The sequence below is a fragment of the Streptomyces sp. NPDC054887 genome, assembly GCF_053610585.1.
In genome coordinates, this window is record NZ_JBSGYQ010000018.1 from 1 (window position 1) to 12,761 (window position 12,761).

The 12,761-nt window shown below is 69.2% G+C and carries 10 protein-coding genes and 1 pseudogene; all 11 read left to right on the forward strand.

Features of this window, described 5'->3' with window-relative positions; translation table 11 throughout:
* On the forward strand, positions 1–256 hold a 256-nt coding region (locus tag ACWGH0_RS12890), incomplete at its 5' end, for a hypothetical protein (RefSeq protein ID WP_453404210.1).
* Between the two features lie 48 nt (positions 257–304).
* Entirely contained in the window at positions 305–1,564 is a 1,260-nt protein-coding gene (locus ACWGH0_RS12895) for an NAD(P)/FAD-dependent oxidoreductase (protein WP_453404211.1), read from the forward strand.
* Positions 1,558–2,318: pseudogene (locus ACWGH0_RS12900) on the forward strand (DUF1365 domain-containing protein). Before ACWGH0_RS12895 ends, ACWGH0_RS12900 begins: the two are co-directional and overlap by 7 nt.
* Entirely contained in the window at positions 2,315–3,619 is a 1,305-nt protein-coding gene (locus ACWGH0_RS12905; protein ID WP_453404212.1) for a class I SAM-dependent methyltransferase, read from the forward strand. The pseudogene ACWGH0_RS12900 and the gene ACWGH0_RS12905 overlap by 4 nt, the downstream one beginning before the upstream one ends.
* Positions 3,616–4,911, forward strand: coding sequence for a class I SAM-dependent methyltransferase (locus ACWGH0_RS12910; RefSeq protein WP_453404213.1), 1,296 nt, complete (start codon positions 3,616–3,618; stop codon positions 4,909–4,911). The genes ACWGH0_RS12905 and ACWGH0_RS12910 overlap by 4 nt, the downstream gene beginning before the upstream one ends.
* Positions 4,908–5,738 carry a DUF1295 domain-containing protein gene (locus tag ACWGH0_RS12915; RefSeq protein WP_453404214.1) on the forward strand — a complete coding sequence of 277 codons (831 nt, stop codon included), beginning with the start codon at positions 4,908–4,910 and terminating at the stop codon, positions 5,736–5,738. Before ACWGH0_RS12910 ends, ACWGH0_RS12915 begins: the two co-directional genes overlap by 4 nt.
* Positions 5,735–6,490, forward strand: coding sequence for an alpha/beta hydrolase (locus tag ACWGH0_RS12920; RefSeq protein ID WP_453404215.1), 756 nt, complete (start codon positions 5,735–5,737; stop codon positions 6,488–6,490). Before ACWGH0_RS12915 ends, ACWGH0_RS12920 begins: the two co-directional genes overlap by 4 nt.
* 249 nt (positions 6,491–6,739) lie before the next feature.
* Positions 6,740–7,249: an SRPBCC family protein gene (locus tag ACWGH0_RS12925; protein ID WP_453404216.1), complete on the forward strand. Its 510-nt coding sequence runs from the start codon at positions 6,740–6,742 to the stop codon at positions 7,247–7,249.
* A 797-nt stretch (positions 7,250–8,046) separates the two neighbouring features.
* Positions 8,047–9,612, forward strand: a complete 1,566-nt coding sequence (locus tag ACWGH0_RS12930; RefSeq protein ID WP_453404217.1) for a DUF4331 domain-containing protein — start codon at positions 8,047–8,049, stop codon at positions 9,610–9,612.
* 359 nt (positions 9,613–9,971) lie between these two features.
* Entirely contained in the window at positions 9,972–11,063 is a 1,092-nt protein-coding gene (locus ACWGH0_RS12935; RefSeq protein ID WP_453404218.1) for a tetratricopeptide repeat protein, read from the forward strand.
* A 32-nt stretch (positions 11,064–11,095) separates the two neighbouring features.
* Entirely contained in the window at positions 11,096–12,751 is a 1,656-nt protein-coding gene (locus ACWGH0_RS12940; RefSeq protein ID WP_453404219.1) for a nickel transporter, read from the forward strand.
* The last annotated feature ends 10 nt before the right edge of the window (positions 12,752–12,761 follow it).

The following is a 12,761-nucleotide window of genomic DNA, read 5'->3' on the forward strand; positions in this document are numbered from 1 at the left end:
GGCTGGTCCCTGCGCAGGCAGGGACCAGCCGGCGGGCGCCTGCTGCCTTGTGGCGAGCGGCGGACGCGGCCTGTTCATCGTGGACACGCTCGCCACTCGCCGGGGCGACGACCACTCCGGCGCCGGGCACACGGTGCGGGCCGCATCGGACGTCAAGCCGCACACCGGCGCCCCTTCCGCGCCCGAGTGGCACGTCACAGCGGCGAACCCGATCCAGGACCGATCCGATCCACCCGGTGCCGCGAACAGGTGCTGACCCGGCCGCAGTCGGTGACGCGACACACACAACGAACGACGGAGAACCATGCAGCGGCGGAACATAGCAGTGGTGGGCTCAGGCGTAGCCGGCCTGACCGCGGCGTACATTTTGCAGAAAACCTGTGACGTGACTTTGTACGAGGCGGACACCAGGCTCGGTGGCCACGCGCACACGCACGAGCTGCGCTCGCGGGACGGCCGGCCGCTCCGCGTCGACAGCGGCTTCATCGTGCAGAACGAACGGACTTACCCGCTGCTGCTCCGCCTGTTCGCCGAGCTCGGGGTCACCACCCAGGACTCCGACATGAGCATGTCCGTGCGCTGCCAGGGCTGCGGCCTCGAATACGCCGGAGCGCGCGGCCTGGCCGGTCTGCTCGCCGGACGCAACGCGGTGCGCGGGAGCTTTCTCAGGCTGCTCGCGCAGGTACCCGTCTTCCACAGGCAGGCCCGCCGCGTCCTCGCCTCGGGCAGCGAACCGGCTCACACCCTGGGCCAGTTCCTCGACGACGGCGCCTACACGGCCTACTTCGTCTCCCACTTCGTCGTACCGCTCGTATCGGCGGTCTGGTCCTGCCCGCCCGAGACTGCGATGCAGTACCCCGCCCACTACCTGTTCCGCTTCCTCGAACACCATGGCCTCCTGTCCGTCACGGGCTCCCCGCAGTGGAAGACGGTGACCGGCGGGTCCGTGGAATACGTGGACCGGATCGCCAAACAGCTCACCACCGTGCGCACCGGCACCCCCGTACGAGGTGTGCGGCGCTTCGCGGACCGTGCACGGGTGACCACTGATGACGGCGACGCCCAGGACTACGCCGCCGTGGTGATCGCCGTCCACCCCGATCAGGCGGTGCGGCTGCTCACCGACCCGACGAACGACGAGCAGCGGCTGCTCGGAGCGTTCCGCTACTCCCGCAATCCGACGGTGCTGCATACCGACACCGCACTGCTGCCCCGTTCCACCGCCGCACGGGCGTCGTGGAACTACTTCATGCCGTCCTGCGACTCGCCTGCTGACGCCGTGCAGGTCAGCTACGACATGAACCGACTGCAGCACCTGGGCGCCGGCAACGACCACCTCGTCACCCTCAACGGAGACGGGCGGGTCGATCCGGCGAAGGTGGTGGCACGCATGGTGTACGAGCACCCCGTCTTCACGCCCGAGTCCATCACCGCGCAGCAGGGCCTGGCGCGGCTGAACACGGACGTGACCGCGTTCGCCGGGGCTTACCACGGCTGGGGGTTCCACGAGGACGGCTGCCGCTCGGGGGCCGAAGCCGCAGCCGCCCTGGGGGCGCGGTGGTGACGGCGACGTCCGGTTCGGCAGTCCTGCCAGTGGTGCCCGCACTCTACGACTGCGTCGTCTCCCACGCTCGCACCGCGCCCTTCAGCCACAGCTTCACTCACCACACGTACATGTGGCTGGTGGACCTGGACCGCATGCCAGTGCTGCCGCGCCTGCTTCGTCCTCTCGCCTGTTTCGATCCACGCGACCATTTCGCTGGGTCGGCCACCTCCATCCGTGACGGGCTCGGTGCCTACCTGGCTGAGGAAGGGGTGTGCTTGGACGGAGGCCGGGTGCTGATGCTCGCGCACGCGCGCGTGCTCGGGTACGTCTTCAACCCGATCACCGTGTATTGGTGCCACGACCGCACCGGCGCTCTCGTCTGCGTGGTCACCGAAGTGCACAACACCTACGGGCAGCGACACTGCTACCTGCTGCGGACCGACGAAGCCGGCAGAGCCGAGGTGTCGAAGGACTTCTACGTCTCGCCGTTCTTCCCCGTCGACGGCTCCTACCGCATGCGCCTGCCCCTCCCGGGCCGGCACCTCGACCTCACCGTCCAGCTGCGCCGCGGCCCCGCGCGCCCGTTCACCGCGAGTGTCCGCGGAACACACCGGACGGCGACGACCCGGCGGCTGCTGGGGGCCTCCCTGCGCCGCCCCTGGTCCACCGCCGCCGTCTTCGCCGGCATCCGCCGGCACGGCCTGCACCTGCTCCTGCGCGGACTTCCCGTACAACCCCGCCCCCTCTCCGGACGCAAGAAGGCGTGAAGTGACAGCTCCGACCACCCGTGACATCAACCGCGTCGCTCTGCCGGCGCAGCGGACCAAGCCGATCGAGACGAGCGACGGCACTCCTTGGCCGGACATCACCCGCCTGCCGCACACTTCACGTGCGCGGACCGCCGCCGCCCGCCTGATCCTGAACAGCGCCTTCGAGCGACTGCCGCTCAGGGTCCGCCTGGGGCATCAGCCCGTCCCCTCCGGAAGCGGGCCACTGCTGCACATCAAGGATCCCGACGCGTTCTTCCGGCGCATCGGCGCCGACGGGTTGATCGGGTTCGGCGAGTCGTACATGGCGGGGGAGTGGACCGCGGACGATCTCGTCGACGTCCTCACCGTTCTCGCAGCGCACGTCGACGACCTGGTGCCCGGACCTCTTCGGCGGTTGCGCCGCCTGTGGGCCCGGCGCCGTCCAGCCGACCAGGGCAACAGTCTTGCCGGGGCCCGTGACAACATCCGCCGCCACTACGACCTGTCGAACGACCTGTTCGCCCTGTTCCTCGACCCGACGATGTCGTACTCCTCAGCGCTCTTCCCCGCTCTTCCGGCGACGAGCGAGAGCTTCGCCGCGGCCCAGCACCGCAAGATCGACCGGCTGCTCGACCTGGCGGGCGTAGGCCCGGGAACCCGCCTGCTGGAGATCGGTACGGGGTGGGGCGAACTGGCGCTGCGCGCCGCGGAGCGCGGCGCCCGGGTGACGACCGTGACGCTCTCCGCCGAACAACAACGCCTGGCCCAGGACCGCATCCGGGAGGCGGGGGTGGCTGAGCGGGTGACCGTGGATCTGCGCGACTACCGCCAGGTGCGAGGCACCTTCGACGCGGTGGTGAGCGTGGAGATGATCGAGGCGGTCGGCGCCGACTACTGGCCCGTCTACTTCGCCACCCTGCGCGAGCGCCTGGCCCCGGGGGGCCGGATAGCGCTGCAGGCGATCACGATGCCCCACCAGCGGATGCTGAACACGGCCCGTACCCACACCTGGATCAGCAAGTACATCTTCCCCGGCGGCCTCATCCCCTCGATGACGGCCATCAGCCGAGAATCCGGGCAGGCCGGCCTGCGTATCGCCGCGGACCACGGTTACGGCGAGCACTACGCGGAAACGCTGCGGCTGTGGCGCGAACGCTTCCAGCAGCAGACCGAGCATGTGCAGGCCCTCGGCTTCGACGCCGTCTTCCGCCGCATGTGGGAGCTGTACCTGGCGTACTCGGAAGCCGGCTTCCGTGCCGGCTACCTGGACGTCCGGCAACTGATGCTGACCGAGAGCACGACCACCCGGGGAGAAGCCCGATGACGTCCGTCGCCAACCGTCTGTTCCCGCTCCTCGGGCGGTACTTTCCCGGCCCCGTGCCGGTACGGCTGAGGGCCTGGGACGGCAGTGAGGCAGGCCCGCCGCATGGCCCTCTGATCGTCCTGCGCTCCCGCCTGGCCCTGCGCCGACTGCTGTGGCGACCGGACGAACTCGGGCTCGCCGAGGCCTACATCGCCGGGGACATCGACGTGCGGGGAGATCTGGCGGACGGCCTGAGCGCGGTATGGCAGCAGGTACGCGAACAAGGGCGCCGGATCCCCAGGCCCCGCCCCACGGACCTGGCCGAAGTCGCCGCGACCGCGCTGCGCCTGGGAGTCGTCGGCCCCCGCCCGCCCGCTCCGGGAGCGCCGCGAGCCCGGCTGCGGGGCCGGCTGCACAGCGCGGCACGCGACCGGGCCGCCATCAGCCACCACTACGACCTGTCCAACGACTTCTACGCGATGCTGCTGGACGACTCGATGGCGTACTCCTGCGCCTACTGGACCCGTCCGGACGACCCGGACTACCACCTGGCCGACGCCCAGCACGACAAGCTCGACCTGATCTGCCGCAAGCTGGGGCTCAGCGCGGGTATGCGGCTGCTGGACGTGGGCTGCGGGTGGGGAGCACTGGCCCTGCACGCCGCGCGCGCGTACAAGGTGCAGGTCACCGCGGTGACGCTGTCGCGTGAGCAGCGCGACTTCGTCGCCGCACGGATCGACGAACAGGGCCTCTCCGGCCTGGTGGAGGTGGAGCTGCGCCACTACCGGGACATCGAGGGCGGCGGCTACGACGCCGTCAGCGCGATCGAGATGGGCGAGCACGTCGGCGACGCCGAGTACCCGGCGTTCGCCGCGCGTCTGCACAGCCTGCTACGACCGCGCGGCCGCCTGCTGATCCAGCAGATGTCCCGCGGCACACACACCCCGGGAGGCGGGGCGTTCATCGAGACCTACATCGCGCCCGACATGCACATGCGCCCCGTCGGCCGCACGATCGACCTCCTCGAAGCAGCAGGGCTCGAGGTCCGTTCAGTGCAGGGGCTGCGCGAGCATTACGCCACAACCATCGCCGCCTGGCACCGCACCCTCGAAGCCCGCTGGGACGACATCGTGGCCATGGTCGGCGAGCCGACCGCCCGCGTCTGGCGCCTGTACCTCGTCGGCAGCGGACTGGCGTTCACCGAACGCCGCATGGGCGTCGACCAGATCCTCGCCGTCCGCCCCACACGCGACGGCGACGCCGGCATGCCCGCCCACGGGTACACCGAATACGCGCCGCGGGCGTCGTCATGAGCGGATACCCGTGGTCGGCCTTCACGGAGAACCTGGCACCCGCCGCCGGCGCCGCGCTCGCCGTCATGCTCATCACCTTCGCCCTGGCCGCCGCCAAGGGAACACACCGGCTCGTCGACGTTGCCTGGGGCATCGCCTTCACCTCGGTGGCCGGTGTCTCGTACGTCCTGTCCGCGGACCACGGTGACGACACGAGACGCCTGCTCATCACCGTGGCGACCGCCGTATGGGGTGTGCGGCTCGCCGCCCACATCGCCTGGCGCGGACGCGGCCACGGTGAGGACCCGCGTTACGACCGGATGCTGGCCAAAGCCCCGGGCAACCGCGATCTGTACGCCTTCCGCAAGGTGTACCTGCTCCAGGCAGCGCTGGTGTGGTTCGTCTCCCTGCCTGTCCAGGCCGCCCAGTACGTGCCCGGGCCGATCGGGGCACTGACCGTCCTCGGCGCGCTGATGTGGGCGGTCGGCCTCGTCTTCGAAGCGGTCGGCGACTTCCAGCTCGCCCGCTACAAGGCCGACCCCGCTCACAGCGGACGCATCATGGACCGGGGCCTGTGGAGCTGGACACGCCACCCGAACTACTTCGGCGACTTCCTCGTCTGGTGGGGCCTGTTCCTCATGGCCTGCGGCACCTGGCAGGCTGCGGCCATCTCATTCGTCTCGCCCGTGGTGATGACACTCCTCCTGACCAAAGGCAGCGGCAAACGACTTCTGGAGGAGCACATGGCCGACCGGCCGGGGTACGCCGAGTACGCGGCACGCACCAGCGGATTCCTCCCGCGCCCGCCGCGCCGGTCCGACCACCACGAACAGCGAGGCGCACGATGAACACTCCAGGAGCCCCCCACCGCGAGCGACGCCGCACTGGCCACCACTCCCTTCGACTACGGGTCGCGCCGCCCGCCTCCACGGGAGCGGTCCTGCTTCTGCACGGTGGCCGCTCGGACGCCCTGACGCCGCCTCCCCTGCTCAATCTGCCGAGCGCGCGCATGCGGCCCTTCGGCACCGCGATTCTCAAAGCGACAGCCGGACACGAGGTGATCCTGGCCTCCGTTCGCTACCGCTTTCGGGGTTGGAACGGATCGCGCAGCGATCCCGTCCACGACGCGCAGGAGGCCCTCGACGAGCTGAAACTGCTGAACCCGCTCAAGCCGGTCGTCCTGGTCGGCCATTCGATGGGCGCGCGAGCTGCGCTGCGCGTGGCCGGACACTCCCACGTCAGCGGCGTCGTGGCCCTCGCACCATGGTGCCCGCCGGGCGAACCCGTCGGACACTTGCAGAACAAGCGGCTGATCGTCCTGCACGACGAAGAGGACCGCGTCACCCATGCCCGCGACTCCTGGGAGTTCGTGCGCAGCGCCCGGCGCGCCGGAGCACAGGCGTGCGGCATCACCATGCCCCGCGGTGGCCACGCCATGCTGCGCGACGCGGGCACCTGGCACCGGCTCACAGCGGCCCTGACCGCGGGCATCCTCGGGGCACAGTCCCTGCCGTCCTGCTTGACCAAGACGTCGGCCGGCGACAGTCCGGTCCTCAGTGCGCACCGCGTTATCAAGGACATCCAAGGTACGGGAGGTTGACCAAGGCGTGACCTGTGCCCGCACCTGTGCTCGGTCGAGCAGCGTGCCGGTTTCTCCGTCGCGGTTCAGGGAACCACCGCCTACTCGCGAGCCGCCCACGGTCGGCAGACGGCGTTCCCTCAACACGCGGTAAGGCCCTAGAGCGGCGCACCCAACGGGCAGCTCCACCAGCACACAGCAGCCGGCGAGAGGGCACCGCCGATGTCGCGGAAACCGGGCTGTACCTTCTGTACCGAGGATTGGAGTTCCATGGCTCGCACGTTCAGCGTCTCCGACAGCGTCATCATCGAGGCCACCCCTTCAACGGTCTATCAACACGTCTGCAATCCGGCATTGATGGGCCGCTGGAGCCCGGAGAATCTCGGTGCCACTCTCAGGGACGAGCAGGGACCGGCTCGCGTCGGCATGGTCTTCGACGGCCACAACAAGCGCGGCTCGCTCCGCTGGACCACCCGATGCACGGTGACCGCGGCCGAGCAGGATGAGCTCTTCCGGTTCCGGGTCCACGCCATCGGCCTGAAACAACCGCGGCTGCGAGGTCCCATCGCCACATGGGAGTACCGGTTCGAGCCGAGCCCCGGGGGCACCAAGGTGACGGAGACGTGGACCGACGACCGTCGCTCCTGGCCCGACTTCGTGGCGAACTTGTTCGACAAGGCCGCAACACGTGGCTCCACCTTCGCGGACTTCCAGCGCACCAACATCCGCATCACCCTGCGCAACCTCAAAGCGGCGCTGGAAGCCGCCCCGACTGGGTGATCGCGTTCGATCCGTTCACAGGCCCTCAACCTCGGAGCGCACCTGCCGGACGGAACCCTTGTGTGGAAGCACACTTCCTCTTCGTAATCCGCTTCCCCGCCTCCGGAGTGCTTCCTCGGCTCATGGCGGATGTGCAATCCATGTGAGAACGCGCTCCGAAACGTGCTGCTTCTCTTGGGCGTTACACGCGAAGAGGTGTCGGACGTTCTCCTGAAGCCGCCGGATGTGCTTCCTCACCGGTTTCCCAGCGCTGCAGCGACTCGTTGAGGGGCACCTGCACCATGCTCCTGTCCTCCACTTCCGGTCCGCAATTCTGCGGAACGTACAGCGGAATGACTACATGGCATTCTTCTTGAACGACAAATGGGGCAGGATTCTCGTGCAGTCCGGCGTTTCGCGGTCTTGGTCTCCTTATTGTGAGTGGATCGAAATGAGCTGGGGTGGCTCCCAAGTGGCCTAACGGTGGCGTGTCGTGTCGCCGTAAATTGCATGCCCAACGGTCGCGTAATGAGTGCCTCGACCTGCGGTTGCACTGAGAACCGCTGTTACCGGCGCCACCCGAACGGGTAGATGCTGCCCACGACATTCCGTTTCTCGTGATTTCATGCCGCTTGCGCATTGATGCGCGGTGATGCGCACGACCGGCGAGGGCCTTGTCCTCGTGGAAGCCGCCCGGACACGTTCTGATGTCCCGCCCGCTGGGTCGATCGATTCACCGCCGTTCGCCCTGTGATGAACCCACGCTGCCCGCCTCGCCATGTCGGCACCGGGCGGGTTCGCAGCCGAGAGGACCAGGTATGACGTCCCTTACCCGCAAGCCCCGCAAGCGGCGCGCCCTCGACCAGTCACTGGTCGTTCTGGGGGCCGGCGCACTGGCCACGGGACTGGCCGCGATGACACTCGCACCAGGGACCAGCGCCGCCTCCAGTCACCGCGAAGCTCCGCTGATCGCGGGGGACCCGCGGGCGGACAACACGGACGTGTACGCGTACACGAGCCCGGACCGCCCTGACACGGTGACACTGGTCGCCAACTGGATCCCGTTCGAAGAGCCCAACGGCGGCCCGAACTTCTACCCCTTCGCGGACGACGCCCGTTACCACATCGAGATCGACAACACGGGCGACGGGCGCGCCGACGTCACGTACACCTGGCGGTTCAAGAACAGGATCCGCGACGCCGCTGATCAGTTCCTGTACAACACCGGGCCGGTCACCTCGCTCAACGACCCGGACCTGAACTTCCGGCAGTTCTACGACCTGACGGTCACCACTTCGCGCGGCACGTCCACGCTGTTGCGCAACGTGCCTGCGGCACCCTCACGCACCGGTGAGGCGTCGATGCCCGACTACGCGAGCCTGCGTGCGCAGGCCGTGCGCAACCTGCCCCGAGGCGGGAAGGCGTTCGCCGGGCAGGCGGAAGACCCGTTCTTCGCCGACCTGCGGGTCTTCGACCTCCTTTACGGCGGAGACCTGTCCAAGCGTGGCCAGGACACGCTGGCCGGCTACAACGTCAACTCCGTGGCGCTGCAGATCCCCAAGCGGCACTTGGCCCTGCGCGGCAACACGGCGCGCAACCCGGTCATCGGGGTGTGGTCGACGACGGAACGCCGCGGGGTCAACGTCACCGACAGCCGCAACAAGAAGACGAACAGCGGCTGGCGCCAGGTGTCGCGCCTGGGCAACCCTCTGGTCAACGAAGTCGTCGTCCCGCTGAAGTTCAAGGACGCCTTCAACAGCATCTCCCCGGACCAGGACCGCACCGTGCAGCCGGTCGTGGACAAGGTCTACGACCCGATCCTGCCGAAGCTCATCGAGAAGGTGTACGGCATCCCGGCGCCCCCGGCGCCGCGTGACGACCTCGCCGAGATCTACCTGACCGGGATCTGCGAGGCGTGCGGCCCGATCAAGGCCGACCTCAACGCCCACCGCCTGAACAAGGACGCGCCTCGCCGCAGGATCGTGCCGGCCGAGGAACTGCGCCTGAACATGGCAGTGCCGCCGAGCGGCAATCCGCAGCGACTGGGCGTCCTCGCCGGCGACCTGGCGGGCTTCCCCAACGGCCGTCGTCTCGCCGACGACGTCATCGACATCTCCCTCCAGGCTGTCGAGGGCGCCGCGCAGACCGGCGAGCTCGTCCAGGCGCTGGCCGAGGGCGACAAGGTCGACACCAATGAGGTGCCGTTCGGGAGCCGGTTCCCCTACCTGGCGCTGCCGCACACCAAGAACGTCAACAGCGGCGGGGGCGACGGCCTCCAGCAGACTGCGAAGAACACCTCGCACGCGTCCGTGATCGGCGCGGCGGGCGTGCTGATGCTCGGTACCGGTGGGTTCCGCCTCTGGCGACGCCGCACCACCAGCTGACCGACCTTGCCTGACCTGGTGGGCGGGGGAGCGACACCCTTCGCCCACCAGGGCCTCCGTTCCCGAACAGCGAACGTTCATCATCCGACTGGGGAGAATGCGTGCCATGCCCGACCGCTGACCCCGCAAGCGCGCATCGCGGCCGCAGACGCCTGCGTAATACGGCGGTCGCCCTCGCCCTGGGTGCGGCGATGTTCACGGCCGGGGCCGTTGGCCTCTCGCCGGACCGTCCCTCACCCGCCTCCTCCTCTGCCTCCCAAGGCCGACCCGGCACAGCAGCGGGGAGGGGGTCCATCGAGGCGCTTCAGCAGCACGTGCAAAGACTGCCCCGGGATCCGACCGGGTGGGCCGGTCTCGGCATGGCCTACGTCCAACAGGCCCGTGCGACCGCGGACCCCGCCACCTACGCCCGGGCGCAGTCCGCGCTGCAACAGTCGCTGAAGCTCCAGCCGGCCGACAACTATCAGGCCCACACCGGCATGGGTGCTCTTCAGGCCGCCCGCCACGACTTCGCCAGCGCTCTTGACTGGGCCAAGAAGGCCACAGCCAGCAACCCCTCGAGCCCTGCGGCCCACGGTGTGCTCGCCGACGCCTACACCCAGCTCGGTCAGTACGAAGCCTCCTACCGCGCCGTGCAGCGCATGACCGATCTCAGGCCGGACGCCGCCTCACTCGCCCGCGCCTCCTACGCATGGGAACTGCGCGGAGAGACGCACCGGGCGCGCGAGTTGATGAGCAGGTCTCTCAAGGCGGCCTCAGCCACGGCGGACAAGTCCTTCGCCCGCACGCACCTCGCACTCCTCGCCCTGGAAACAGGAGATCCGACCACAGCACTGCGGGAAGCGGAAACCGGGCTTCGCGCGGCGCCCCGCGACTCCGCGCTTCTGGAAGCGCGCGCCCGAGCCCACACCGCTCTGGGCAACACGCGCCAAGCCGTTGACGACTACACCGCCGCCATCGCGATTGCACCCCTGCCGCACTACCTCCTCGGGCTCGGCGAACTCCAGCAATCACGGGGCCGCCATGAAGAGGCCGAAGCGCAGTACGAGCTGCTGCGCGCCCACGACAGGCTTCGCACCGCCAGTGGGGCCCCTGCGGATGTGGACGCGGTCCTCTTCGAGGCCGATCACGGCAGTCCGCGCCGAGCCGTCGCCATGGCCGCAGCCGCGTGTCGCACCAGACCCTTCATCGCCGTGCACGACGCCTACGCCTGGGCCCTCCACAAGGCCGGGCGCCATGCGCAAGCCCTCGAACACGCCAACCAGGCCCTTGCCCTGGGCACGCACAGCGCTCTGTTCCACTACCACCGAGCGAAGATCCACCAAGCTCTCGGCGATACGAGCGCCGCCCACCGGGATCTGAAGCGCGCGCTGGCCATCGACCCGCACTTCCACCCGCTGCACGCGCCCGACGCGCACACCACGCTCCGCAGAAACGGCGCCACCCGATGAACCTGACCCTTTGCCGCGTCCTTACCGGCGCCATGACGACGCTGCTTCTCAGCAGCGCCGCGCTCGCCACTGCCCCAACCGCCACCGCACATCCCCTGGGAAACTTCACGGTCAACTACTCCACCGGGCTGACCCTTCATCCCGAACGCGTCGACGCCGCAGTGGTCGTCGACCGGGCCGAGATCGCCGCAGCCCAGGAAAACCGACTTGTCGACGTCGACCACAACAACAGCATCAGCGCGACCGAAGCCCGAACGTATGCGCACCGCAGCTGCGCCCAGCTCGCCGGCCAACTGCAGGTCACCGTCGGCGAAGGCCGCCCGCTCACCTGGAACCGGTCCGGCGCCACCCTGACCCACCACCCCGGTGAAGCAGGGCTCAAGACCAGCAGGCTGTTCTGCACCCTGACAGCCAGGGCCGATCTGCGAGCTGCCTCCGACCTCAAGGCACGCACCTCGTACGACAGCAGACGAATCGGCTGGCGCGAGATGACAGCCCGCGGTCAGGGCATCGCCCTCACCGTTTCCGACATCCCCGCCCGCTCGGTGACCGACCAACTGCGCCGCTACCCTCAGGACCCGTTGGCAGCCCCGCTCGACCAGCGCACAGCCAGCTTGCGCATCAAACCCGGCCAGGGAAGCGCGGCCTCCGCCGTACAGGAGTCACTGGCCGGTACCGGCCCGCTGGGGACCGCTCTGGGAAAGGTCTCCGATGCCTTCGACTCGGTCGTCGGATCGCGTGAGCTGACCATGCCCGTCGGAATGCTGGCACTCTTGCTCGCAGTAGTGCTGGGGGCCTCCCACGCCGCTCTGCCCGGCCACGGCAAAACGATCATGGCGGCCTACCTCGCCGGGCGCAGAGGGACCCCCAGGGACGCCGTCACAGTCGGAGTCACCGTCACCCTCACTCATACGGCAGGCGTCCTGGTCCTCGGTCTCGCCCTGCCTCTCGCCACCCATCTGGCCGGCGAGAGGGTCCTGACCTGGCTCGGACTGGCCAGCGGCTTCCTCGTCACGGCAATCGGCCTGTGGCTGCTGCACTCCGCACTGCTCAACCGACCCACCCATCACCACCATCACCACCACGGCCATCACCACGCGCACGGCCACGGCCACGGCCACGAGGACCACGGCCACGGACATGATCACAGCGACCATCCGCACCTCAGTGACGGTCGTCATCCTGACGATGCGGATGCCCGCGTGTCGGCCGTGGCTACGGCCCCTGCACACCGGCATACCCATGGGGGAGTGGACGGCGACAGCTCCGTAAGCCTGCTGATCAAGGACGACGCCCACCCCGCACACCCGCACCCGGACCCCGCCCGCGCGTCCCGCCCGCCCGGGAGCGCGACCCGCGGTGGTCTGATCGGCATGGGGATCGCAGGAGGGCTGGTCCCAAGCCCCTCTGCGCTCGTCGTCCTCCTCGGAGCCATCGCCCTGGGCCGCACGGCTTTCGGGATTCTCCTGGTCCTCGCCTACGGCCTGGGCATGGCCGCCACCCTCACCCTGGCCGGCCTGCTGCTCGTACGGCTGCGCGACCGCATTGAGGTGGGCATGCGTACCTCGTCGGCGACCCGGTGGGCGCCGCTCAAGCGACTGGCACGCGTCGGCCCGATCGCGACGTCCACCCTCGTCCTGATCGTCGGCATCGGACTCACGGCCCGCGCGGCCGTCGGCCCGTGGTGAGCCCCCCCGG